At 40.9% G+C, this 25,968-nt stretch carries 27 protein-coding genes; 5 read left to right on the top strand and 22 right to left on the bottom strand.

All coding sequences use genetic code 11. The features are described from left to right. Positions 1–134: 134 nt before the first annotated feature. From NST85_RS14080 to NST85_RS14030, 11 genes are all read right to left on the bottom strand, one after another. Complete coding sequence (locus NST85_RS14080; protein ID WP_341189610.1) at positions 135–1,661, bottom strand: prenyltransferase; 1,527 nt, start codon at positions 1,659–1,661, stop codon at positions 135–137. After that, positions 1,645–2,334 carry an HAD family hydrolase gene (locus tag NST85_RS14075; protein WP_246054002.1) on the bottom strand — a complete coding sequence of 230 codons (690 nt, stop codon included), beginning with the start codon at positions 2,332–2,334 and terminating at the stop codon, positions 1,645–1,647. Before NST85_RS14075 ends, NST85_RS14080 begins: the two co-directional genes overlap by 17 nt. A gap of 42 nt (positions 2,335–2,376) precedes the next feature. Beyond that, positions 2,377–2,889 carry a peptide-methionine (S)-S-oxide reductase MsrA gene (gene msrA, locus NST85_RS14070; RefSeq protein ID WP_307396957.1) on the bottom strand — a complete coding sequence of 171 codons (513 nt, stop codon included), beginning with the start codon at positions 2,887–2,889 and terminating at the stop codon, positions 2,377–2,379. Between the two features lie 205 nt (positions 2,890–3,094). After that, the gene (locus NST85_RS14065; protein ID WP_341189609.1) at positions 3,095–4,198 is read right to left on the bottom strand and encodes an ABC transporter permease; all 1,104 of its coding nucleotides are present in this window, start codon (positions 4,196–4,198) and stop codon (positions 3,095–3,097) included. Further along, on the bottom strand, positions 4,198–5,466 hold the full coding sequence (locus NST85_RS14060; RefSeq protein WP_341189608.1) for an ABC transporter permease: 1,269 nt from the start codon (positions 5,464–5,466) through the stop codon (positions 4,198–4,200). Before NST85_RS14060 ends, NST85_RS14065 begins: the two co-directional genes overlap by 1 nt. 52 nt (positions 5,467–5,518) lie before the next feature. Further along, positions 5,519–6,451: an ABC transporter ATP-binding protein gene (locus tag NST85_RS14055; protein ID WP_127191329.1), complete on the bottom strand. Its 933-nt coding sequence runs from the start codon at positions 6,449–6,451 to the stop codon at positions 5,519–5,521. Between the two features lie 118 nt (positions 6,452–6,569). Then, positions 6,570–7,202, bottom strand: coding sequence for a response regulator transcription factor (locus NST85_RS14050; protein ID WP_341189607.1), 633 nt, complete (start codon positions 7,200–7,202; stop codon positions 6,570–6,572). Continuing rightward, positions 7,199–8,341, bottom strand: a complete 1,143-nt coding sequence (locus tag NST85_RS14045; RefSeq protein WP_341189606.1) for a sensor histidine kinase — start codon at positions 8,339–8,341, stop codon at positions 7,199–7,201. The genes NST85_RS14050 and NST85_RS14045 overlap by 4 nt, the downstream gene beginning before the upstream one ends. Positions 8,342–8,479: 138 nt before the next feature. Continuing rightward, complete coding sequence (locus tag NST85_RS14040; protein ID WP_127191332.1) at positions 8,480–9,319, bottom strand: DegV family protein; 840 nt, start codon at positions 9,317–9,319, stop codon at positions 8,480–8,482. Positions 9,320–9,422: 103 nt separating this feature from the next. Then, on the bottom strand, positions 9,423–10,526 hold the full coding sequence (locus tag NST85_RS14035) for a hypothetical protein (RefSeq protein ID WP_341189605.1): 1,104 nt from the start codon (positions 10,524–10,526) through the stop codon (positions 9,423–9,425). Between the two features lie 90 nt (positions 10,527–10,616). Beyond that, positions 10,617–11,366 carry a GTP pyrophosphokinase gene (locus NST85_RS14030; protein WP_341189604.1) on the bottom strand — a complete coding sequence of 250 codons (750 nt, stop codon included), beginning with the start codon at positions 11,364–11,366 and terminating at the stop codon, positions 10,617–10,619. A 195-nt stretch (positions 11,367–11,561) separates the two neighbouring features. Between NST85_RS14030 and NST85_RS14025 the strand changes: the two genes are divergently transcribed. From NST85_RS14025 to NST85_RS14015, 3 genes are all read left to right on the top strand, one after another. Beyond that, positions 11,562–12,011: a MarR family winged helix-turn-helix transcriptional regulator gene (locus NST85_RS14025; RefSeq protein ID WP_341189603.1), complete on the top strand. Its 450-nt coding sequence runs from the start codon at positions 11,562–11,564 to the stop codon at positions 12,009–12,011. Positions 12,012–12,087: 76 nt separating this feature from the next. Then, complete coding sequence (locus NST85_RS14020) at positions 12,088–12,897, top strand: arsenite methyltransferase (protein ID WP_341189602.1); 810 nt, start codon at positions 12,088–12,090, stop codon at positions 12,895–12,897. Positions 12,898–12,925: 28 nt separating this feature from the next. Then, a complete protein-coding gene (locus tag NST85_RS14015) occupies positions 12,926–13,426 on the top strand; it encodes an arsinothricin resistance N-acetyltransferase ArsN1 family A (protein WP_341189601.1) in 501 nt (166 codons plus the stop codon). Positions 13,427–13,514: 88 nt separating this feature from the next. Here NST85_RS14015 and NST85_RS14010 read toward each other — a convergent pair whose 3' ends face one another. Continuing rightward, positions 13,515–14,018, bottom strand: a complete 504-nt coding sequence (locus NST85_RS14010; RefSeq protein WP_341189600.1) for a ferritin — start codon at positions 14,016–14,018, stop codon at positions 13,515–13,517. Positions 14,019–14,211: 193 nt separating this feature from the next. On the opposite strand from NST85_RS14010, the gene NST85_RS14005 reads away from it, so the two are divergent. Beyond that, positions 14,212–15,033 carry a class I SAM-dependent methyltransferase gene (locus tag NST85_RS14005; RefSeq protein ID WP_341189599.1) on the top strand — a complete coding sequence of 274 codons (822 nt, stop codon included), beginning with the start codon at positions 14,212–14,214 and terminating at the stop codon, positions 15,031–15,033. Between the two features lie 95 nt (positions 15,034–15,128). On the opposite strand, the gene NST85_RS14000 is transcribed toward NST85_RS14005, so the two are convergent. The 9 genes from NST85_RS14000 to NST85_RS13960 form a co-directional block, all read right to left on the bottom strand. Next, entirely contained in the window at positions 15,129–16,406 is a 1,278-nt protein-coding gene (locus NST85_RS14000; protein WP_341189598.1) for an ABC transporter substrate-binding protein, read from the bottom strand. 40 nt (positions 16,407–16,446) lie between these two features. Next, entirely contained in the window at positions 16,447–17,601 is a 1,155-nt protein-coding gene (locus tag NST85_RS13995) for an efflux RND transporter periplasmic adaptor subunit (RefSeq protein ID WP_341189597.1), read from the bottom strand. Positions 17,602–17,666: 65 nt separating this feature from the next. After that, positions 17,667–18,572, bottom strand: a complete 906-nt coding sequence (locus NST85_RS13990) for a carbohydrate ABC transporter permease (RefSeq protein ID WP_445671154.1) — start codon at positions 18,570–18,572, stop codon at positions 17,667–17,669. A 29-nt stretch (positions 18,573–18,601) separates the two neighbouring features. Then, positions 18,602–19,468 carry a carbohydrate ABC transporter permease gene (locus NST85_RS13985; RefSeq protein WP_341191110.1) on the bottom strand — a complete coding sequence of 289 codons (867 nt, stop codon included), beginning with the start codon at positions 19,466–19,468 and terminating at the stop codon, positions 18,602–18,604. 165 nt (positions 19,469–19,633) lie between these two features. Continuing rightward, positions 19,634–20,578 carry an alpha/beta hydrolase gene (locus NST85_RS13980; protein ID WP_341189596.1) on the bottom strand — a complete coding sequence of 315 codons (945 nt, stop codon included), beginning with the start codon at positions 20,576–20,578 and terminating at the stop codon, positions 19,634–19,636. Between the two features lie 72 nt (positions 20,579–20,650). After that, the gene (locus NST85_RS13975) at positions 20,651–21,058 is read right to left on the bottom strand and encodes a MerR family transcriptional regulator (protein ID WP_127191342.1); all 408 of its coding nucleotides are present in this window, start codon (positions 21,056–21,058) and stop codon (positions 20,651–20,653) included. Positions 21,059–21,075: 17 nt separating this feature from the next. Beyond that, the gene (locus tag NST85_RS13970) at positions 21,076–21,699 is read right to left on the bottom strand and encodes a hypothetical protein (protein WP_127191343.1); all 624 of its coding nucleotides are present in this window, start codon (positions 21,697–21,699) and stop codon (positions 21,076–21,078) included. Between the two features lie 38 nt (positions 21,700–21,737). Continuing rightward, entirely contained in the window at positions 21,738–22,487 is a 750-nt protein-coding gene (locus tag NST85_RS13965; RefSeq protein ID WP_341189595.1) for a hypothetical protein, read from the bottom strand. Positions 22,488–22,681: 194 nt separating this feature from the next. Beyond that, a complete protein-coding gene (locus NST85_RS13960; protein ID WP_341189594.1) occupies positions 22,682–24,094 on the bottom strand; it encodes a helix-turn-helix domain-containing protein in 1,413 nt (470 codons plus the stop codon). A 205-nt stretch (positions 24,095–24,299) separates the two neighbouring features. On the opposite strand from NST85_RS13960, the gene NST85_RS13955 reads away from it, so the two are divergent. Beyond that, positions 24,300–24,656: a helix-turn-helix domain-containing protein gene (locus NST85_RS13955; protein ID WP_341189593.1), complete on the top strand. Its 357-nt coding sequence runs from the start codon at positions 24,300–24,302 to the stop codon at positions 24,654–24,656. 59 nt (positions 24,657–24,715) lie between these two features. Here NST85_RS13955 and NST85_RS13950 read toward each other — a convergent pair whose 3' ends face one another. Then, complete coding sequence (locus NST85_RS13950; protein ID WP_341189592.1) at positions 24,716–25,810, bottom strand: MBL fold metallo-hydrolase; 1,095 nt, start codon at positions 25,808–25,810, stop codon at positions 24,716–24,718. Positions 25,811–25,968: the final 158 nt, after the last annotated feature.

Genomic DNA, 25,968 nt, shown 5'->3' with positions numbered 1-25,968 from the left:
ATCTCAGACGTCCTACAGCGCGTTATTTATGATTAAACAACTAATCCGTATAAACAAAAGACACCAATACTGCCTTAAGGGCGGGATTGGTGTCTTTTGTTATGTTCATATTGTAAAGTTCACTTTCTCAGTGACTACCTCTTAAATGCATTACGGAAATCATTCATCACTTTCCGTTGTCTTTCAATGTAATTCCAAATCCAGAAGACGAATAAGAGCGACATGATAGAATAAACGATGGAAGCGAAGATATTTACTTCAGTCAATAGAAACGCCAAGACTAACAACAACCCGTTAAATAGATGATTGATTGCTGTATGTGCGTTACTTGGAATGAGATCTCCCGCATTTTTGTCGTAATTTTTCCAAGCGTATCGAATCGCCTGCCATGCAAACGGAAGTGAAAGGAAAGAAATATATAGTGTGTATGGTGCGTAGTTCACAAGTGGAAGTATAGCAACAATAAGGTAGCCCACGATGAAAGAGGCAATCAATACATTCCTAGCTTTACGTTTACCTATGCGAACCACTAACGTGTTCTTGCCCGTCTTCGTATCTGATTCAGCATCAGGGAACTGATTAATTAGCAGTACATTCGAGACGAATATAGCAACGGGGAGCGAGATCAGGAACACCTGTATCGAATAATGGCCTGTCAGGACATAATAAGCCCCCATGGTCATAAATACGCCGTAGGTAGTTGCAACTAATAACTCCGCTATTCCAGGTGCCATATTAAGAAAGGAGAACTTTCCTTTTTCATTCGTATAGAACATCCCCGCAATAATTCCGTACAGAATAAGTGGGATTAACCCCCATCCACTTATAAACACTAAATAAACGCCTATTAAGGTTGCTATGACAAATAACAATAGTCCAAAGAACCCCATATCCCCGCGAGATATTAATCCTAGCTGAATCATTCTTGAGCCGCCTGTAAAAGGCCGCATCCCCGTGTTATTATCACTATCCCGCTCAGCATCTTTCCAGTCATTAATCATATTTGTTCCTGCTTGAATCATTAAAGCTCCAATTAAGGTGAGCAGAAATAGTCCTGCGTTAATGGTATGCGTGATCGAAAAGGCAAGTGCTCCACCCAGTAGGATTGGAATCAGGGAAGCTGTCATGGACAGTGGACGAATAGCCTCTTTCCAAACTCTAGCTTTTGCTTTTACATCATCCCATGAGCTGAAGTTCAGCCGATTTTCTTCAAATTCAAATACCGTTGGCGGTTCACCCTGTAGAATCTCAGGAACGAAGCGATATTTAACTGTAAACGGTCTAATCACGATAAATTCCAGCCGATCTATGGCATCTATCGCCATAAATTGTGCCACAATCGGAGAACGATGTTGTAGCAAAAGCGCCGCACGTTCACGCTCCGCTTGATCACTTAACACTTCTGCTCTACCTAGAATTTCGCATTCTTCCATCTTCATAAATTCCTCACCTTGATGGATCAGAAGTGCAGTTTCAGGAATATTGCTCCATTGAATAACTTTAGGATCGCCTTTTGTACTCGTCACAAAAATATTAAAATCATCATCCACTGCAAAATGCATCATCCGTTGACGTGGTGACCCCATATTCGAGGTTCCAACAGCCACAACTTCAGAAGCCATTAGAAAATCAATGACTTGTTGTTTACTTCGTATTGCCATAACTACAATCTCCATTTCCAATATTCAATATGATTTCGCGAATTTCATCGACCTTACCTACGATATGGTCTGCCCCTGCATTTCTTAACTCTTCTTCCGAACCGTAACCGAATAAGACACCAATAGACTCTACACCGCAGCCTTTAGCTCCGATAATGTCATGCTCACGATCTCCGATCATTATGGCACTCTCTGGCGAGATTATATTCTCATCAAGTACAAATTGGATTACCTCTTGCTTCTTCGTACGTGTCCCATCAAGATTACTACCTACAATGTGCTTGAAGTAATGATCCATCTCGAAATGCTTCAAGATCTGTTCGGCGAACACTGTAGGTTTGGAAGTGGCGACATACAAGGTATAACCTTCGTCCTGCAAATATTGAAGCAACTCAGGAAATCCTGGAATGACACTATTCTCAAACATCCCCACCTCGCGAAAGCGTTCCCGATAGTAATCTACAGCCAGATGTGCATTTTCCGGAGATAATCCTCCTAGCTCTACGAAAGATTCATATAAAGGCGGCCCAATATAAGGAATAAGCTGATCGATGTGATCAACCTGGATGTCAAATTTATTCAAGGCATATTCTACACACTTTGTGATCCCCTCTTTAGGGTCGGTTAAGGTTCCATCCAAATCGAATAAAATATTGTTAATATGTCTTTCCACTGCTGTAATTCCCCCCATTTATGTTCATTGAATCATCCTTGCTTACCAATGCTTATCAATAAAACCATCTCTCCCGGACTGCTCACGATCTTCTTTATAATGTTTAGGATTCTTCTTGTGATAGTCTTGATGATATTCTTCAGCACGGTAAAAGATAGGCGCTGGAAGAATCTCTGTTACAATCGGCTCTGCAAATCTTCCACTTGCAGCAAGCTGATCCCTAGATTCAATCGCAGCGTTACGCTGTTCTTCATTATAATAAAATATAGCTGTCCGATATTGGGTCCCTCTATCTTGAAACTGTCCGTCCGCATCGGTTGGATCAATCTGAGGCCAGTATAGTTCAAGCAATTTCTCATATGGGAAAAGCGTAGCATCAAAACTGATTTGCACGACTTCATAGTGACCTGTTGTCCCAGTCTTGACTTCTTCATAGGTTGGATTCTCACTCTTTCCACCGGCATATCCGGATTCTATTCCAAGTATTCCCGGCAATTCTTCAAAGGGTGTAACCATACACCAGAAGCATCCTCCAGCAAACATTGCTTTTTCCATACTTCCCAACTCTCCTTCCACTCTACCTTTTTCTCTACCACTCCTATTAAATATGGAGCAAAACAGATACGAATTCAAGCTTTCTTCCATAACTTAACATTACAAACAGTAAAACAATAAAAGGCCGCTAAAGAAGCGACCTTGGGCAATGAATCCTCATTATGAGTAATGCATTTTATGGATAGAACAATAACGTAACGTCACGTCACGCCTTCCGACGTTCCATTAAATTGATCCCAACACCCATGCAAATTACACCAATGAATAGCAGTTTGGCTATAGGCATAGCCACATCGGTCAAACTTTCGTTGAACATCGCTACTCCGGTTAAAGCTTTCATAGCATGTGTCAGTGGAAATATTTCAGAAATCCCGAGAATAAACTTATTCGTAATTGTCCCAGGTGGGACATAAATCCCACCAAGCATAGGCATAATGGGTACGGTTGCTGACAAGAGGGAACTAAACTGTTCAGGTGTTCTCATCACACCAGCAAGTAGCATTGCAAAGGCCACCATAGTAAACATATAAGTCGCGCAGATGACCAAAATCATGTCGAAATGTTCCATCAGCTGATATCCAAACCCATAATGGAAAATGAGGAAGACAATAATAATTTGTATAAAACCAATCAAAAAGCTGTAGATCAGATGCCCTAGATACATTTCCGTCTTGCGAACCGGAGACAAAATAACTCGATTCCATACACCTGTAGTTTTCTCCATCAATACTCCAGTCACCTTAAATCCAATGGTGTAGATAACCAGAAATAAAGTAAGCCCAAAAAGAAACTGTAAGTTTATATCATACTTGACGATAGGATTACCATCCCATGCCTGTGTTTGTAAAGTTAATGCAGGTCTCTGTAGGTTATGTTCTACGTCTGCTCTAAACTGATTTTCATCTCCCGAATGCGTAGATGCTTCCCGAATCTGCATTTCCTTCGCGAACACATGGAATACATGTTGCTCTACGAGCACCACATTGGGACTTTCAATCGCTGAAATAATCTTGTAGTTATTCTCTGATAATTTAATTGCTACATCTGCCCGACCTTCACGTACCGCATCACGCGACGGCTGTTCAGCTCTCATCTTGAATTGATAAGCTTCACTTTGATTTAATAATTGTATCCATGCTGTTTCTTCCGCCGTTGTCAGTTCTGGAACACCAAACACATCTATAAGCATCTTGTTATTAGTTGTCATACTCATAAGTACAGTCCCTACAATACTTAGGCTTAAAAAGATGATGAGCATGAACGGGGAACGACGTTCTTTTCTCCATTGGGCCCAGAAAACAGTGAACATTAGATCCGCCCCCTTCTTGGAAATAACAAGCTACTCATTACAATCATTACAATACAGAGCAGTCCAAGTCTCAAGAAAGGAACAGTTAATGAAGCAAGGTTATCATGCTGGATCCAACTAATAAAGATGGATAATGACAAGCCATTAGGTGTCCATTCTCCAACGTACTTAATCCAATCAGGTAAGATGTAAATGGGTGTGAAGCTTCCTCCAGCGCAGCCAATGACCATAATAATCAGTGTTAAAATTCCAGTTGCTGCCGATTCTTTTATCCGGAAGGTTAATGATGTGAACAACATAGTTAATGCAGCCACACAAAGTGAATACAACACTAAAATGAATACCATACCAAACCAAAACTTTATGGATCGATTCGGAAATAAATCGAATATAAATTGAGATGCAACAATCAATAGTGCAAATTGCACGAACGTCACACAGAAGATTGAACCTGCCTTACCGAACAAATACCTAGCAGGATGACTACCCGTCACCAGAATGCGATTAAACACATGCTCTCTTTTCTCGGTTATCGCCTTCAAGGCTACGGTTTGAGCTAATATAAGTGAAGCGATAATACTAATCGCAAATGTATAATATTGAAAAGAGCCTAGTGGCTCGATTCCGGCAATTTGCTCCCGACCACCTAACGTTAAAGTTTGATCCGTCTTGCTATACTGATCCACTTTTGTAACCAGTGCATGATCAATCGCCGTTTGAAGATTCACCTGTTGCATGAATTCATTGACAACATCCTGTAGCACATCTACAGACATCGAACCCCGCTGATCTGCGGTCAATGTAATCTTGCCTCCGCCTTCTCCATCATCCAAGAGTATCTTATTTAACGTTGCCAGCGTGAAACCAGCAGGGATGTTTATCATTGCCGTGATCTCTTTATTTTTCAATGCTTGCATTGCTGCATCCTGATCCATCGGTATGCTTTTCACGAAATCGATACTGTCCAGTATTTGTATCAAAGACTTCGCGGGAAGTCTTTGCTCCGCTTGGAGTCCCAGCGAAGCCTGAGCTTCACTGGTTAAAGAAGATGATGCAATGGCATTCTTAAATGCAATAAGTCCTGACGGCTCATTATCCTCATTAACTATAGCAACCGTCATTTGCAGCGATTCGTTCTTCTTCTCTACCCAGCTTGATGTCGTATATCCTAGAATGATAATCATAATAAGAAATATGATCGTCATAACAAGTGTATCGTAGCGTTCTCTCCATAGAATTAAGAGATCTTTTTTGAAAAACGGTCCCAATTTAACCCCTCCTCAAACCATTCATAAGGTTAATTCTCAATGTTACCAGTGGTTAATCCCTCAATTTACGACCAGTCAGTTGCAGGAATACATCTTCTAAACTCGGTGTATAAACATTAATGTTCACGATCTGCACGCTGAGCCGTTCTGCCACTTGAACAACATGAGCAAGGATTCCGCTTTGTTTCGTGACAATCAGCTTGAGTCCTGATTCCGTTTCTTCGACTTGCCTAACCGGGTCCAATACGAGGAGCTCTTGGACTAATTCGGGAGATGGTTCATTTAGCTGGATAAGTAGTGTATCTTCTCCTGATAAAATGCGTCGCAGCTCATCTTGGGTTCCCGATGCAATAATCTGACCATGGTCCATGATGTACATCCGATTGCACAGTTGCTCAACCTCTTCCATGTAATGACTCGTGTATAGCACTGTTGTCCCCTTCTCACGGTTCAACAATCGGACCGTTTCCAAGATGTGATTACGCGACTGTGGATCGATCCCAACGGTTGGCTCATCCATAATGACGATTTGCGGGTCATGTAGTAAGGCAGCGGCGATGTTAATCCGCCGTTTCATGCCACCGGAGAATGCTTTGATTAACTCTTTCTGCCGCTCTCGCAAGCCCACCATTTCAAGCACTTCTTGAATTTTAGATTCCAGGTGGTTCCCCTTCAGCTTGTAGATTCGACCAAAGAATTTAAGATTTTCATAAGCAGACAGCTCATTATATAAGGCAATTTCCTGCGGTACCACGCCAAGAACCTTGCGAATGTCCTGCGGATTTTTCACTACACTTTTTCCATTTAAGCGAACATCTCCACTCGTAGGTAGCAAAAGGGATGAGATCATCGAAATCGTTGTAGACTTCCCAGCTCCATTTGGTCCGAGCAACCCCACGGATTCCCCCTTCTCCAAATATAAGCTCACCTCTTCAACAGCGGTTTTCCCTTTGAACACCTTACGTAACTCGATCGTTTCCAGCATATTTCATACCTCCTTAACCGATTAGCGATTATGTATAAAGTTTATATACAAAAAGACAGTGCTCCCACTGTCTTCCGTCACTTCTTTGTATGTAAACCATGACTTCAGTCATTTTTTCTCAAACCACGTTATGCCGGATGGCGTAGATCGCTAATTGTGTTCTATCGCGTAGCTCCAGCTTATCCATGATTTGACTCACATGATTTTTTACCGTTCCAAGTGATAATGCCAACTCATTAGCGATCTCCTGATTACTTCGTCCTTCTCCAACAAGCCGGATAATTACCAATTCACGTGGGGTAATCGAAGCATCGACTGAAGTTACTGCCGTCTGCTTAAGTAGCTGAGGAATCACCTTAGCTGCAACCTCCTCCTGTAAAGAAAGCCCACCAGACAGGCAACTTCTGATGGAGCGGATAAGTGCCTCAGAATCGGCATCCTTCAGCATATAACCATTAGCGCCTATCTTCAGCGCCTCCATCGCATATTGATAATCATTAAATGTAGTGAGCATAAGTACCTTACTTTGTGGCCAACGTGACCGAATCACTCTAGCTGCATCAAGCCCATTCATCTCTGGCATACGGATATCCAGTATGATGATATCGAAGGTATTTCGTTCGCATAACTCAAGGGCTTCCTTCCCATTACTGGCCTCTCCGGTAACGATCATTTCGCTATCTGTTTCGATCATCATTCTCAACCCTTGACGTACCATCGCTTGATCCTCAGTTAGTAAGATCCGGATCATATCTCAGCACCTCCCTTTTTCACCATCGATAACGTACCCCTCACAACAAATCGGTCTTTATAGGGAATGACTTCTACTTGTCCGCCTGCCGTTTCCATACGTTCTCGCATAGATCGCAATCCAAAGCCTTCACGGAAGGACTTGCTCTCAGTCAAGGCATTAGAAACCTCAAAGCGAAAAACACCACCACCAGGGGCTTCGAACAACACGTCGGCTTCCCTTGCGGTACTATGTCTCATAATATTAGTTAAAGACTCCTGAACTGCACGATAGACGGCAATGGATTGTATATTGCTAATAGGAGCTGAAAGTGCACCGTGTTTGACAGTGAAGTTCACTCGTAAGATGTTCTCCGCCTCTAACTTACGAATCAAATTTAGAATCGCAGGTAATCCACCAACCTCTTCATGCTTTAAGGTCTTAACCGCATTTCGTGTCTCTTCAAGGCTCTCTCTCGCTAAATCCTTCAAGTCCTGCACCTTGGCTGCGGCCTCGTCGTCCACTTGCATACGAAATACTTCCAATTGTAACAATAGAGCCGTTAGCTTATGTCCAACAGAATCATGAATATCTCGTCCTACTTGAGCACGTTCATCTTGCCTTACCACTTGTTCGTTTGAGATCATACGACGTTTCATTTTTCGGTACTCGCTGAGCAGTGCTTCATTCCATGCTGATACTTCAACTTCCTTTGACGACATTTTATGAAAAACGATCAAGGCCGTAGCTAGTAATAAGCTATACAATACGATAAACATTGGAGGAATGGCGGGATATCCCAAATAATATGGTCCCAACGCTCCTAGCATAAGAATAAATCCAATCACGATAGCCCGAGGGTGTGACAACCGATATACGGCTTCCCCGGCAATAATTGAATATACAAGCAGAATATAGTGATTGGGAACGCCATCTTTTGCAGGCCACAGAGTTACTATAGCAATAAGTGAAGTTACGCTTAGAATGATTGTAAGTCCAACAGAATGTTGCCGAAACAGTGGGGAGATAAAATACACAGCGAAGAACATTGCACATCCAGCGATACGCCACGGCAGTTCAACTCCACTTAGGGTCAAATTTACAAAGGCACAAAACCAAGCCATCGCTAGAAATGAAAACCAAATCCAAAAAGATCGCATAATGTTTCACCTTCCCCTCCAGACATCAAACCATATTTTAGGTAAAATATCGATACTAAAAATATTATTACATAAAAAAAAGTCGTACACAGAGGTTATGTCCCCCATGTACGACTCTCTAAAAAATATAAAATTTATTTAAAAAGCGATACCAACGCCGCCTTCTCCCGCATACGTGCCCATGATGGGTCCCATATTGGAGAATAAAACTTCTTTAAAGGGATGCTTCTCAAGAATACGATCTTTGATTTCAAGCGCCCGTTTCTCACAATTACTGTGTACGATGGCAATAACCGCTTTTTCATAGTCATGTTGTTTCTCTTCTAGACGTGCCAACAGAGCTTTCAGCGCATTTTGCATGCCCCGCGTCTTCTCGACTACTTCTACCGTGCCTTCTTCACTAATTTTCAAGAGTAATTTGATATTGAGCACGGAAGCGACTGCACCCGACAAGCGGTTCAAACGTCCGCCCTTGATGACGTTCTCCAAGGTTTCCAACGTAAAGAAGGCTTTGACCTCCTTGCATTGGTGCACAACCTTTTCTTTTAACTCCGTCAAGTTTTTACACGACTCAGCCCATTGGGCTGCCAAGCCAACAACTAAGGATAATCCCCCGGAGAAAGTCTTGGAGTCAATGATCTCTATTCGATTCGTATGTCCTTCTTCCCTGTACATGTCCAAGGCCATCATAGCTGTTTGGTACGTACTACTAATGTTAGAGGACATGCAAATTACCAAGATATCAGTGCCTTCTTCTACTTCTTTGAACTTGTCCAGGAAATCCAACGGACTTGGACTAGCTGTAGTCGGTAAAGCCTTTGATTCCCGCATTTTGTGATAAAAAGTTTCGGCGTCCATATCTCCCGGCATCTTCTCATGATTGAAATGTACCGATAAATTTACGACGGAAACATTAAACCGCTTAATGTACTCAATAGGCAAGTCGGAACCACTGTCAGTAATAATCTTGATCGCCATTCATATACGCTCCTTATGATTCAAACAATATATCGTTAATATTATCATTCATAGAACTCATGCTGCAACTAATCATCAATTTCTATCGAAATAACCATTTTAGCTATTCCTCTAATTGAAGTATCGTGCTAGCAACTTCTCTCCCGTTCACCAGTAGCACAATCTGGTGCTCACCTGGATAATGACGACGAGTCGTCAGATCCGCCCAGCGATGTGTCCGTGTTCCCTTTAGCAGAGATCCGCCGGGTACAGTCTTATCACTTAGTAAGAATGATTTACGTGATGTACGTCTTCCTGCTTTCACAAAGTCGATCCCGTACTCAATACGCAGATGCGCTTGATCTCCTTCACGGATGCGAAGTTCGTAGTGTAGCTCACAGCTCCCGCCAATCGTAAGTACAGACGGCTCCACAGTCAATGAAGCCATGGATGTAAGCGAAGTCGCACCATCCGATTCCGCATAACCAAACAACGCCATAACCTCTGGCACGGATTTGCGGATTAAGGTTCGACATCCATGTCGCACGATCCAATCGGTATGCGGATGTTCGCCTTTCCAGCGCTGAGCGATGTCCACAACAACCGAAAGGTTATCCTTCGCTATATCGTTAAGGTTGTTGGCAACACTCTTTCGGACATAAAGTGATGGATCTGCTTTCAATAACTCCAGTACGGGAAGTACTGGCGCTGGATCACGCTTGAACATCGGGAGTGCTTGTCCCCAAGGTAGACGAGGTCTTGATCCCTCACTTGCTAGACGACGTACATGCTCATCCGAATGTTTCGCCCAGATCATCATTTGTGACATCATACGCTCCGTATCTCGCAGCAGGAACGATCTTACAGCAAATTCCGCAGAGGACTTCGAAGTGAATCGTTCCAGTGCTTTCATGGAAAGTTCCCAGTGCTCTTCCGCCTGACCAAATACCTCTACGAAATCGGGAAAGAACAAATATGGAAACCCAACACAACTCTCATCAATCGCAAACAACACGTCCAGCGCCTCTTCATACCGATCCGGCAGATGTGTTCCAAGTGTCTGCGCAATCCTCCGCATCCGTGCCTTTAGCTCTAGCTCATCCCATGTATCATCCATCACCGTAGCAATGAATTTGTCCGTCTCAAAGGAACTGTAGACAGAAACTATCTTCTTGCTAAAATCCCGCAGAAACTCTTCGTTGTACATGGCCTTTAAAGGTTCCGGCATCGTTGCCCTCCTACTATTAAAGCAATTTTGTATTAAATCGAGCTAACCACACAATATTTCTATTATACAACTTGCTGCACTTTTAGTAGCTTACTTTTGTTCCACATTTAGCAATTCTAATAATTGTTTCGGTATTGAAATTTGCTGATTATTAACCAGCAACTGATTGATTTCTTTTAAGATATCTCCCTCCTCTGATTTCTCTACCTTTATGGCATTAATCTCATGATGAAGTCGTTCCATTTTTTGATCCAGGGAAGCTGCAGAATCAGCTGCCTCTTTTAGTTCTTCCAGAAAGCTTAAAGGTACCTCTTGATTAAATTTATAATAGATTTTATGTTCTAAGCTTGCCCAGAAATCCATGGCCATCGTGCGGATTTGAATCTCAACATATACTTCTTCCTGCCGATCAGACATAAATATAGGAACCTTTGCTAGAACATGCAGACTTTTGTATCCATTTGGTTTTGGATTTTTAATATAGTCTTTAACTTCTACAATGGTTAGATCACTTTGATTACTCAACATATCGCTGATCCGGTAAATGTCAGAGACAAATGAACACGTTATACGTATTCCAGCGATGTCTCTAATATTTTCTCTAATATAGGTTAGTGAAGGTTCTCCACCTTTTCTATATAATTTCTTCATAATACTCTCAAAGGATTTAACACGGGATTTACTGTTTTCAATCGGATTATAGTCATGCAAGAAATGAAATTCATCCTTTAAAATATCAATCTTAGTCTCTATTTCATTTATAGCGAATTTATACATCATCATAAACCGGGTAATTTCAGTTCTCATACCTTTTATTTTCTCGATTTGCAGCGGGTTCATTTGTTGCCTTCCTCTCAGTATGGTTCATAAACAATATATAGTAACTGTCTCGTCCTTCTATCCTATCACTATTTATCTTTGTGAAAAAAAGCATATGTTCTATTTTAAATAGAACTTGAAATGAAATCAACAGCACTGATATTTAGTTGCATTTTACAAGTAAATAGATTATAACTATTGCATGAGGTGATTTTTATGAATAACGCACGTGAACAGTTTCAATTGATGACTCGTAGGTTCGGCCTACTCAACAAAGTTTGTTGCAGTGTTGGGGGTTGCGATCTGTCCTTGGTACAAAGTCATATCCTATATGAGATAGACCAACAAACGAATCCGTCTATGCAGCAAATTGCCGAAACACTGGCCACGGATATCACAACGTTTAGCCGTCAGGTACAGTCGCTTATTAAACTGGGCTTAGTGTCCAAAACTCCGCATCCTGACGACAAAAGGGTCAATACCCTCACACTGACAACCGAAGGAAAATTTGTAGCAACGACCATTGATCAACAGATGAATACTTATCTTGATGAAGTCTTTTCTTATATGACAGAGTTTGAAAAAGAGACTGTAATGAAGTCAGTAATTTTATTGAACGAGGCTATGGCTAAATCAAGTAAGTGTTGTGCACCGTTATCGAGATAACTTTTTTTCTTCTTTTAAGATTGCATTATGCAACTTTATTTCGAAACGTATAAATATCAAATAAGGAGTGTTTCAAATGACAAAATTAACTAATGATGAGATTCGTCAAAATGTTCGGAGTCGCTATAAAGAAGTAGCCATTCAACAAATACAACCAACGGCTACATCTTCTTGTTGCTCAACGGATAGTTGCTGCGATGTACATCCTGATGCGAGTGTCGTCTCAGCGAAATTAGGATATTCAGACGAGGAATTAAGCGCTGTTCCAGATGGAGCAAATCTTGGATTAGGATGTGGTAACCCTCAAGCTATAGCTGAGTTGAAACCAGGAGAAGTTGTATTGGATCTTGGGAGTGGCGGGGGCTTTGATTGTTTCTTAGCTGCACGTCAGGTTGGTGACGAGGGATATGTTATTGGGGTAGATATGACGCCAGAGATGGTCAGTCGCGCTCGGACCAATGCACTAAAAGGTGGATATACAAATACCGACTTCCGATTAGGCGAAATAGAGTATCTTCCGCTTGCTGATCGAACTGTAAACGTCATTATATCTAATTGTGTTATCAATTTGTCGCCAGACAAAGCGCAGGTATTTAGCGAAGCATTCCGTGTACTTCAACCAGGTGGACGTCTTGCGATCTCCGACATTGTAACCACAACGGAGTTACCACCTGAGATTAAGAATGATATGAACGAGTTATATTCCGCCTGTATTTCAGGTGCTTCCTCAATAGAAGAGATTACTACTTTGCTGCAACAGAGCGGGTTTACTGACATCTCCATCGAACCTAAAGATGAGTCTAAATCTTTTATCAAAGATTGGGTTCCTGGTGCGAACGTGGACAATTACATCGTTTCTGCAGTAATTAAAGCCAAAAGACCTTAATCGAGAGCTTCGGAAGGAAGGATTTCATATGATTACAGTAACCACTCGTGAAGCTACAAATAATGATGTCGCAGCAATTCTTGAAATTTACAATCAGGGAATCATGGACCGCATAGCTACGCTAGAAACAGAGCCTAAGGATTTGCCGTATATGAACCAATGGTTTCAAGATCATCAAGCTAGATACAGTATTCTGGTAGCGGAACGAGCTGGTGTAGTCATTGGCTGGGCTTCATTAAATCCTTATTCCCACCGATGTGCTTACAATGGGGTGTCGGACCTCTCCGTCTATGTAGACCGAGAATACCGGGGTAAAGGTGTTGGCAGTGCTCTACTCTCCGCAATCGAAGCCAAAGCCATCCAGCATGACTTTCGAAAGATTGTATTGTTTACACTTCCTTTTAATGCTCTAGGTCAAGGATTATATAATAAGAAGGGTTATCGGAAGGTCGGAGTGTTCGAGAAACAAGGAGTTATTGGAAATCATTTGATTGACGTGGTCATTATGGAAAAGGTTTTGTTAAAATAGATCAAATAAACAACCCTCCCCCATCCTAAGGATGAGGGAGGGTTGTGGAGTTCTTCGTTACAACAATTATGATTAGCTACTGATTACTCTATTCCGCCGGAGGTGTGAAAGAGCGAGCGGCGAATTCCGCATCAAGCATATAGAAAGCGTTGCTGTCTTTATCAATACGTTTTAGCTTCTGAATGATACTATCGAATAGAGCCTCTTCTTCTACCTGCTCATCAATAAACCATTTCAAGAAATAAATCGTCGCATATTCACGATCATCCGTAGCTAGATCAGCCAAATGATAAAATTTCTTAGTGTTTTGCTGCTCATGTGCATAACCATGTTCAAACACATCCAGCATAGAGCTATATTCATTCTTAGGTTCCGGCATGGCTTCAAGCGTTGCACGTTGTCTACGGTCATTCAGGAACTTATATATTTTCATCGCATGAAAACGTTCCTCCTCTGCCTGAACAGTAAAGAAATTCGCGAACCCATCCAGGCTTTCACCCGAACAATATGCCGCCATCGCAAGATAGACATGAGCTGAATAAAACTCAAAATTCATCTGTTTATTTAATGCTAATGCTAATTCTTCTTTCATGGATAAGTCACCTCAGCTTCTTTAGGGTATATTTTGAATGGCAAACAAGAATTTACCAAGCATCCCTAGCGTAACACGGCACCCTCTCTTGAGCAAGGTGAGCAAGATTAGATCTGTTTAGTCCAGTAACCCTTTGTAAAAGTACTTCTTTGGTATAGTTAAGTAATACCTAACTTATTAAGGAGGTTTACACATGACCGAATCCAACCATTTGTCTAACAATGTAACGAGATTTACTGGCTACGCTAATCTGTACGATAAATATCGCCCCGAGGCCCCATTACAGGTAGTGAACTTATTAACTCAGTATGTCGGACACAAACCAACCCTTGTCCTAGATCTGGGATGTGGAACAGGCTTATCCACGATAATCTGGAAGGAACATGCGGATCAAGTTGTAGGTATAGAGCCAAATGAAGACATGAGAAATAAAGCGCTAGAAAAGTTACAACTGCTGGGCGGGACTCCATCCATTACTTTCGTTGCTGGGTATTCAGATCAAACCCCCGCCAAGTCCGCGTCTGCTGATATCGTTACATGTTCTCAATCATTCCATTGGATGGAACCCGAAAGTACACTCAAGGAAATCAATCGTATTCTTAAAAAGAATGGCGTATTTGCTGTATACGATTGTGATTGGCCACCTACCCTTCATTGGACTTTAGAGGCAGAGTATTTAAACTTGATCCAAAAAGCGGATGCAGTTATTCAACAGAATGTGGACACCTTTGATCTCGTTCATAAATGGAATAAGGACGGACATTTAGATAACTTCCGTGCAAGTGGTATATTCCGTTTCACCAAGGAAATTGTATTTCACAATATAGAAATATGTAGTGCAGAGCGTTATGTTGGGTTAGCACTTAGTCAGGGCTCGGTGCAAAACGTACTGAAACTCAATTTGAGGGATCTAGATGAGGATATCGAAGCATTTGGGCAAAATGTGGAGCGATATTTTGACAGTAGAGACTTAGATATCATGTTTAACTACAGAATGCGGCTAGGTGTTAAATGAACCGCATTCTGTATCGTCAAAGTTCATTACAGAGAAGAATATGTGAAGATCAACGGCTCTTTTTGCTCTACTAGAGTTTATCAAGACATTATAGATTATTCGTTTAAGTAGATTTTCACTCGATTCTGAATTAGCTTTGCCACTTCCTCCGCGGATTTTTGTCCACTGAAGAATGAAATGGCCTCAGATCCCATAATGGAAATCACCTTACCGTCCAGGTCAGTATAGTTATCCGCTGTATTAATGAACTGTCTGAACTGAGTAAATTCTTCGTCCGATACCGATACCTTAAGTGACCCAGAGCCTCGAAGATTGTACTTTCCATTTTTAACTTGTGTCTGAATGTCGTTCAGCTGCTTCTCATTCACAGATTTAAGCAGTGAAAACCCATCTCTATCTTGCAGGGATTGCCCATCTTCGGATAACAGGAAAGCAATAAACTTCCAAGCTTCTTCTTTAACAGGAGAGTTGGCTTGAATCGCAAATTGCGAACTAGGGATAATCCTCGGTCCACCTTTTTGTTCTGGTTTTTGCAGCAGCTTCGGATTGGAGAAAAATTGATGCGGATCATTGATAAGATCTGCCGGCGATCGCAAAACGGTAGAATAAAACAATTGCTTGCCGATATCCGCCGGTTCCGAAGTCATAACTTTATCATCGTACATTTTTTTTATTTGCTGTAGCACTCCCACGAATAAGGGAGAGTCGAACTTTGCCTTTTTCGCTGAATGATCAACGAACTCTGTGTATCTATCCAGAATAATATCTGTAAGGAGGAAATCGGGTGGGTCATTTGCTAAAGCGTAGCGGCGCTCCGTGCCTTTTTCCGCCAATTTCTTTGAAATCTCCTCAAACTCCTTCCAGGTCCAATTCTTATCGTCGATATTCGTGTTTCCAAGAATGTCCCCATCACCTACGAACGCCCGCAGCGAGAATCCGAATGGCATGGCATACATACCGCCATTCAGCTTTAATAGTTCCAATATGTTCATTTGTAAATCGTTTTTATTCAACGTTTTATCTTGTTCCATGGAATCATCCATGTTCAGGAGAAGCTTTTTGTTCACGTAATCATCGATGGGTAAGCCGCTTACTTCGAAGATATCCGGACCCTTCCCTGATAGCAGTGCTGTATTCGTCGTTTTTTGGTATTTCTCATAATCATCAGTAGTCTGAATTTGAAGATCAATATCCGGATACTTTTCTTCAAACTTTTTTTCTGCCGCCTGAAAAAATGCGCTCGGCTGTTGTACAGACAAAGTAACGACTATTTTCCCTTCTTTACTTTCCAAATCCTTACTCCCCGCAGAACCACATGCCGTCGTTGTCGTTATTAAAATACCAACACAAATCATCCACAGCCACTTTTTCATTGTATAAGTTCCTCCAATAAATTCATCTCTTATTTGCTTACTATTCCATACGAATACGGTTCCCATCTTGTAAAGGCTCACTGCTTTCCAGAATAATCAGATCATCATCATAGATGTTATCCGATTGGATCATCGTTTCTTTGTCCATCGTTTCACTGTAATGAATTTGGACTTTACGAACGAGAAAGACATTTCCTAATGCCCCTTTCTGTTCTTCAACTTTATAAACAAACATTCCGTCTCGTTCCTCATGAATAGCCACATTGGAAATGACAAATCCCTCTCGGCTTGAGCGTTTCTCGAGTTTAATCCTTGCCTGCTCACCCCCTATCAATTGAGAGTTAACAACCTTTATACGTAGGACCTTCTGAGGGATCGTTATGGTCTTGCCCGCTTCTTCATTAGTCCGCGGTCGTTCATTCGCCATTTCCTCAATCGTGCCGACAATCATACGGGTCTGTTGTTCTTGGGCAGTACCTACCTCGACCTCTATCTTCTCTCCGATCGAAATTCCTAAGCTTGACAACAGCGTTGAGTCAGCAAAAATATCCAATCGATAACCTAGGCTACTGTTGGAGACAAGAACATCCGGTTCCCCCGCAGACACCATCCCCTCAATGGCATTCAGCTTCGTAATCACACCATCAAATGGAGCTGAAATTTCCTTTTGGCTGTCCAGTCGATCCCTCAATACGTTAATTTTTCGTTCCTGCACGCCAAGATCAAGTTTATACGTTTCAATATCGCGTTTTGCAGTCCGAATGCCCATCTCATCCCCTTCTGTTGTTGATGTAATGAAACGATCTTGTATATTTTGCAGCTCAATTTTTTGCTTTTCCAGATGAGTGATTTCATCTTGCAATTCTCTTTCGGCAGATTTACTGTCATAGATAATAAGCTTTTGTCCCTTTTTCACATGATCCCCTTCTTTCACGAGAATCGTTGCTACTTTCCAATGGTCAGAATTCACTAGTTTTGCTTCTGCGATGGGCTGTAGTATTCCGTTTCCTTCAAGCGTATGTACGAGACTTCCATATACTGCATTTTCCGTCCTCACTTTTGGCAAAGTCAGAGACTGGAATGTGTTACTAAATAGTGTGAAAAGCACTAACAAAATAATAAATATACAGAATATAATTTGAATTTTTCGTTTGCGCCCTCGATCTTTAGGCACTTCTCTTAAATCTATTTCCACATCCTCTTCCCCCTAAGACTCTTGCTTTAAAGAAACTTGCATCGGAAGCATCAACTCCTCACGATCTACCCCTTGATGCCAGACAGTTGAATTCCTTCAATGAAATAGGTCTCTGCATACAGAAATAACAACACCATCGGAGTCATATAAAGCATAGATGCAGCGAAAGCAACCCCCTGCTCGCCTTCGTTAATTCTCGATAAATAAACTGAAAGTGGCTGTTTGTACGGATCATCCAGAAAAATAAGCGGTTGCTCCACCATGTTCCAATAATCGACAAACAATAGAATAACGAGTGCAGCCATGCCTGGTTTGATCATAGGGACAATAATCGTGGAGAAAATCCGTAAATGTCCGGCTCCATCAAGCTTAGCCGCTTCGATATAAGAATACGGAATAGGTAGCATAAACTGCCTGAGCATAAACACACCAAAAGCTGCGAAAATCCCAGGTAATATAATGGCATTTGGACTATTCAGCAATCCCAGCTTTTCCGCCATAATGTAATTCGGTACTAATGTCACTTGAAACGGCATGAGCATCGTCAAAAGATAGACAAGGAACAGTGCCTCCCGACCGCGAAATTGCAGTTTGGAGAACGTATATGCAGCTAGCGCCGCTACGAGCGTCTGTCCTGCAATGATTGGCACGACCATGAATACTGAATTCCAAAACATCATTAGAAACTTTGAGCTATTAACCAACACTTTGCCATACTGCTCCAACGAGACTTGATCTGGCAGTAGCTTAAAATTAGCAAACCGATTCGTATCCCCTGCAGTAACTTCGTTCATTGTTCCGATCAGCCCATAATTGATACTAATTTCTCGTTCAGTCATGATCGAATTTGTGAAAGTAATCACCATGGGGAATAATAACAGTACCGCGATGACGGTCATGACGACAGTTAACGCAAATTTTTGTAATATTCTTGTACTTTGCAATCGACCGCTCTCCCTAAAATTTTTCATAGAAAATACCTCGTATGCATAAGCATGTGCTATTCCATAAACTGCCGAAAACGGCGTTCCAACATAAACAACACGCTCACAATGAGTAGAATGCAGCCGACCATCATCGTTGCCGCCGCCGTCAGTTTCTGAATATCTAGTGACATGAACATATTGTTCATATAGTGCTGCAACATATATATACTGTCGTGCGGATAGTCACCTGCAATTAAATAGGTTTCTCGGAACACTTTAAACGAATTGAGGATGGACATGATAATGACAAAAAACATTGTCGGCGTTAAATACACGAGCGTAATATTGCCAAACTGTCGGAAGCGCCCCGCCCCTTCAACTTGGGCTGTTTCATAATAATCTTTCGGAATTTGCTGTAGCCCTGCTAAGAACAAAATAATGTTATAACCGGCGTTTTTCCATAAATAAACGATGATCACCACCGTTCTCGCTGCATCTGTCTTCATCCAATCCACACGTTCGAATCCGAAGTAGCTCAGCCAAGCATTAAGAGAACCGTTCCAATCGAGTAGTATTTGCCAGATTAGAATAATCGAGGCTACAGGAACGACAAGCGGTAGTACATAAGCAGTCCTGAGCCAACTGCGAATATATACATTTTGGTTCAGCAACATCGCCAAACCTAGTGACAGTGCAAGCATCACCGGAACACTAACTGCGGTAAAATTAAACGTATTGGATGCAGCCTTATGGAAGGATTCGCTTGCGAGCAGCTCACGGTAATTGTCCAAGCCAACAAATTGGCTGTCGATTGAACTATCCATAAAGGAATAATAAACACCCATGGCAAACGGGATAATGTAGAACAACGAAAATCCTATACCACTGGGTACTAGAAACATCAATGCCGCTGAACTATCCTTACGAAGCCATCTTTTGATTGACAAACAAAAAACCCCACTTCTTCATCTCAGTTTCCTCCTATCCTTTATTCATTAAGGATAGGGAAAACTGTTTAAAAAGAAGTGGGGGTAATTATAAAGATTTTCTTAAATTAGTTAATTTTTCGGATAATGCGATGAAATACACTCAGAGCATGGTTCGTCTTAATTGAGCCTCTTTCGTACAAATTGACCAATATGAATAATTGCCTGCTGGGCCTCAGGCAACATATAGGCTAAAAATTGAAACACGCTCCACATGTTGTCCCAAACCTCTAGAGAGACGTTAACACCTGCTGCGCTCGCTCGTTCAGCAAACCGTGTAGCGTCACTTAACAGCACTTCATGATCGCCTACTTGGATCAATAGATCCGGTAAATCACTCAAGTCCATTCTCAGCGGAGACAACAACATAGGTATTGTTCCCGAGTATTTGCCCAGATAATGAGTTAATATCTCTTGATTACCTTTCAAACTTCCTGTAGGATCAAGCTCTGCCCTACTTTTATAAGATTCACCATCTAAATTCACAAGATCACTGTGAGGTGATAGCAGAAAAGCCCCCGCCGGAAGTGTCTCCGCGTGGTCTCGTAACGATAGTAATGTCATGAGTGCGAGACTTCCTCCAACGGAATCCCCACCTATAATAACTTGTTGAGCCGAATATCCATTTTCCAGTAACCATCGGTATGCAAACAAGCAATCCTCATTGGCTGCTGGATATGGATGTTCAGGTGCAAGTCGATATTCCACCAGCAACACCTTCACTCCGCTCGCTTGCGAAATTCTGGATGCCAAATCTCGATAATAGTAACAACTGCCCGCAGTAAAGCCGCCACCGTGGAAATAAAGAATGACTTTAGGTTCCGATTCAGTCTCACAAGCGGCTTCAGAACTGTGTTGGGATATATCACCCTTTGAGCTGACCCACTCCCCACTCAAATGACCCATCTTCAACGGTTCAATTACTCTCCCTGGTAGTTGTGGTAGTTGTGATACAGCTTCATTCATTTGTTGGCGAATTTGTTCCACTGATCTACCCTCTACATTGTTACTTTGCTTCAAAAAACTCTTGATCGCTGTTAGTTGCTCTATCGGTGTTCGTTCCATGATCATTCCTCCATTCCTACTTCAAGGTTTAATAACGTAATATTAAACCCTGCAGTATAGAACAGGGTCAAGTCATGAATCCATATGGAGAATCTGCAGTACACCTTGCACCTCAGGTTGCTTATGTGTCGATTGCAGATTGTTTTTCAATTCAGCCAACATTTGCTTCGTTTGCTCTTTCGCGGCAATTTCTTGGTTGATTCCTACCACTTTTCTATCAATAAAATCAATGAATTGTTGAATACTAATACTTCCATCTGCAGAATTTGTGAGTGCCTTTTTGATCTCCTTTAGAGTAAAACCGCAAAGCTTAGCATTTTTTATGAATTCGATTCGTGTCAGTACGTCTGCCGGGTACAATCGATACCCAGATTCAGATCGTGGAGGAGATGGAATAAGTCCGTGATTCTCATAATATCTCAAAGTGGCCATGTTCACATTCGCCATCTCAGCGATTTGTCCTCGTAGATAACTTCCCATTGCGAAGCCCCCCGTATTTATTCGATAATCTCAAGATCTAAGTAGACTTCTCCTAGTGATCCTGAAACAACAACACTTTCATCTTTTTGTATTCCATTAAATTGCATGCTCATATTTAACTTGCTGTGTGTATCGAGTGAAAGTGTGTTACTTTGAAATTCAAACTGTTTAAATTCATTATTAAGCACTGGTTTAAGCGAGATTTTTTCTGCTTTACCATAGTTATAAAGTTCGAACGTGCAATCAGCGATTACTGAATTCCCCTCATCCGTTTTATAGCGACATTTCAAATCTGCAACATCAATCGAATCGATTTCATTTGAGTTATGCTTAAGTAAGTACATCGTACCTTCGGAGACATAAGGAACCACAATGAAAAATACACAACATCCAATAATGATCCGTCTTAAAATCTTAGGATATTTAGGTTTGTAAAATTTTACTGTTCCACTCGTACCCACGATTAATAAAATAATGCCAATAATTGCGGGCAAATGAAAACCTGTGTTGTTTATTTTGGTCCATGGAGAAAGCCCCACTGCTTTAAAAATACTGTCACCTAAGGAATAGCCAAGATGATGAAATGGTAATAGAAGTAGAGCTACAAGTATAGCGGCTATATAAAAATATCCTTTTTTCATTAGTGCCACTCTCCTTATAATCAAACTTCCCCGATAAGTTAATACTCCACTATTTCTCTTTTTAGGTCTTCAACACTATTGATGTTCATTATATTCTCGGACTTTAAACCTAAAATCTTTATTTTCACCGCTGTAGTATCTGAATCACTTACTTTACCTGTCCCTCTTATGATGAAATCAACTTTCAACTGTGTATTTCTGATTTCCCTAATTACAAGTAATAACTCCTGTAACAACTCGTCTGAGAATTCATTAGTGTTAAGTTTTATATCCAACATATTGCTATAATCTGAGCTTATTGGAATAAAAGCCCCCTGCTCATCCTTATCTGAACTTACACCCTTCTCTAATGGAGTTGTAAGAAAATCAGTATCAATTCTTACCGTTTCTATATCATCTAGTTTAAAAAAAGTAGGGAACTTCGCTTGTAGTTCATCCATTTTTTTCTTACCCCAATAGATTTCACTATAGTTATCTTCTAATCTTTTTCCGCTGGCTTGATTCTGTTCGTCATAAAACCTTTGTTTTTCAACACGTATTATATTTTTGGCTCCATCATTAACGTTGTACACCTTAGCTGTATAGTAATCGAATTTAAAATTAAAGGAACTTCCCGATGCTACAACATCTAGATTATACTTTTTTTTCATATATTGAACTGCTTCTTTTTTAACTGCTGCATGTTCCCAGGGTAGTCCATAAAATTCTGAACAGAAGTACGCCACTGCTAATACAAAGGGTATTAGTATTAATGGGATCACGATATACTTGAGTTTAAACTTTCTCATGTAATTCACTTCACATCCTTTGACATCAGATGTGTAAAATTATCCATTAAAAATGGTGAACTGTAAATAACCCCCTGATCAACTCTGAGGGGAAAAATAAAAAACGCCAAGCTCTAATCATGCTTGGAACGTTATAAAGACAAATTAATTCATCTATAGTTGAACAATACTAATATAATTATGGGACACACCGATCACAACGTCGACATTAGAAAATTCCAAAAAGACTCGAGAGACTCAGGTCGCTCCTCATGCGTATTATTCTGTACCCCTTTACATAGCAGATCATATACTTCTGTCTGTTCGAGGCTAGCATGCTCACGATATTTCTCAAACCAGGTCATACACAGAACCATGATACGATTATTTTTCATTTCAATGGCAACTTCTAGACTTAATAATATGTTCCTAATTCCTTCTTGATAATGGCCTCTTACGAAACAATACTCTGCATAATGATAGAAAAACTTACAAAACCGATGGCGGCTAAAAAATTTCTTGTAATAGCTTTCAGAACTATCTATATCAACGAAATCAATAGATTCAATAGATTCAATAGAAAATAACTGTAGCGTCTGATCGATAGAATAATGATATTCATTCGCCGAGATCAGCATCGTAATTAGACCCGCTACGATCTCTTGTGGATTCTCCCGAAGAAAGGATGCGTATTCAGGTATAACTTCTTGATCACCCATCTTCACTTGAACACAAAGCATATTCCCACGAGCAAACAAACTTAATCGCTCCACTTCATTACGGCCTTCATCATTTAAACCCTCAAACCAACTCAAATCGACATAACCCGCAATACATCTCATGCATTCTTTGTACATTCCCTGGTATTCATATGCAATCGATTTTAATAATAAGGCTCGTCCATAGTAATAAACCAAGGGATGGCGCAGAGAGTTTCTGAATTTCTTAGTGTTCTTAAGTTTACTTTGATATATGTCATAGGCTAATAGATGCATTTCCTCAGCATATTTCTCGACATCTTCCCATCTCTCCAACGCGGCAAAGTTCTCAGTGAGTAGCATTAAGCCATCCAACGCATATGCTTCTGGAAGACGTGCTCGAAAGGGAATAAATCGATGTGCCACATAAGGACTACCAAAGTTATGATATAGGACGATTTGAAATAGCCGATAATGACTAATGGCTGATCTCTCAAAATGACTACCTTTGTCAACATCTACAATGCTTTCAAATAATATAGTTGCTGAATTATGCTTGTCCTGGTCAAAAAATGATTCTGCTATCTCGAAAGTACCCTGTATGAATTTACTATTTTGCATAATAATACGAGATATCTTTCTCAAATCATTATACAATTCTAATTCGTCGCACCGTAAAAAGAGGGGTCTTAGCCATTTCCATCCACGATTGCATGTCATGCAGTCTTCACAATATGATTCATATAATGTTCCCACTGGCATTTCCAACGCATCCGTAATACGGTCCAATTGTTCAATCGAAATCATCTTGTTACCATATACGATTCGCCTTAATGCTCCCCGCCCAATACCACAAGCATTTGAGAACATTTCAATTGACTGATGATTCTCATCCAGATACTTCTTGATGATTATTGAAATTCTGTTCATGTGTTTCAGACTACCCCCTCCTTCCACTAAAAGTATTAGTTCTCCCAATGAAGGTAATAATGACATCATAATTATTACACACCCTCTTTAGTATCATACATACAAATAAGGTAATTTGATACAACAAAGTAAGTTTATCATAGTTTAACACGGTTAACCAATAAGTTCAACTTAACCTTTTGTGCATGTAATCCCCCTCTATTGGTTGTTACAATTTATTGAGGTGATGCAGATGGCTTTTGATTATTCGCTAATTGGCAAAAGGATTAAACTTGCTAGAGATAAACAAGGAATTACACAAGAAGTGCTGGCCGAGAAACTGGATGTCTCTAATGCCTACATAAGTAAGATTGAACGAGGGAAAACGCCTATTAACCTGGACAGGCTGTCTCAGTTGTGTGTCATTCTTGAAGAGTCACCTGAATACATTCTAAGTGGAGCCAATAGTTCCACACGTGATTACCTTAGAAATGAAATTAATCTAATGCTTGAGGATTGCTCTCCAGACAAGATCAAATTGATCATGCAAGTGATCAAGCCCATTGTAGAATTTAAAGAGTAATAACTGAAAGAAACCTCCATATGAATATGGAGGTTTTTTATATTTTTAGTACACTATTCTTATTTCCACCAAGGCGAATCAGGATACATTTTTGCATGGACCCGCACCATCTCACCGATCCTCGGGGTGGAGATTTCAACGCCTTGATCTCTAGCTGCTATCAGTACACGTTCAATCGGTTCTGTCCAATCATGAAATGCTAACGTAAATGTTCCCCAATGCATTGGAATCATGACCTTCCCTTGCACATCCAAATGCGCTTGAATGGCTTGCTCAGGATACATATGAGTCGTTGCCCAGCGCTCATCATATTGTCCACATTGCATAAGTGTAATATCAAACGGTCCATACTGCCGTCCAATTTGTTTGAAATGCGGACCATAACCACTATCCCCACTGAAATACAACTTCGTTTGCTTCCCCTTAATTACCCATGAACACCACAGCGTTGTGTTTGAATCGGACATCCCTCTTCCCGAAGTGTGAATGGCTGGAGTAGCAGCCAACATGATCCCATTCATGTTCATTTCGTCCCACCAGTCATATTCCTTAATCTGGTGTGGGTCAACGCCCCATCTCTCCAGATGGCTTCCCACCCCCAGTGGTACACAGAAGAGTTTTACCTTATCTTTCAATTTCTTTATTGAGAGTTCATCTAAATGATCATAATGATCGTGAGATATAAGAACCACATCGATATGTGGAAATTGCTCAATTTCCATAGGGAGTTTTTCATTATATCGTTTACTGCCGAACAGTGGGATTGGATAGGAGTATTTACCGAACATCGGATCTAGCAATATAGTTGTTCCATTCATAACTAATAAGAATGCAGAGTGACCAAACCATGTTAGGGTGGTTCCTTCAATGGGATTAACAAGCCGTTCGTTTAAAGACTTGATTGGGATCTCATGATCAGGCCTTAATCTAGGTTGTTTTGAGATTTTCCCCCATAAAACAGCGAACACACCTTTAATACTTTTACTCGTATCTATTGGAATTTGATTTACGAACTTTCCATTCCGAAAGTTTTGAGATTTATGAAATGTCTTTGCTTTCTCTGGCGAAGGCTTTATACCAAGAAATGAGCAGAATTTTATAATCATTATCGCTATGACTACCATCCCAATCAGAACCATTAAAATCCATTTCATCTTCAGAAATCCCCCCTTCAACCATTAGCAATAGCTATGCAAAGAAACACAGAACTGCTATGTTCGAGTTTCACTCTTTTTCTCTAAACAGTTTAGTATCTCTCATCAGCTTAACCCTGCATTCCATAAAATAAACGTGATAAAAGAGCAAAGCCATG

The organism is Paenibacillus sp. FSL K6-2524, from assembly GCF_038005525.1.
In the GTDB taxonomy this organism is placed as follows: domain Bacteria; phylum Bacillota; class Bacilli; order Paenibacillales; family Paenibacillaceae; genus Fontibacillus; species Fontibacillus anaericanus.
This window is presented reverse-complemented; position numbering and strand designations above follow the sequence as displayed.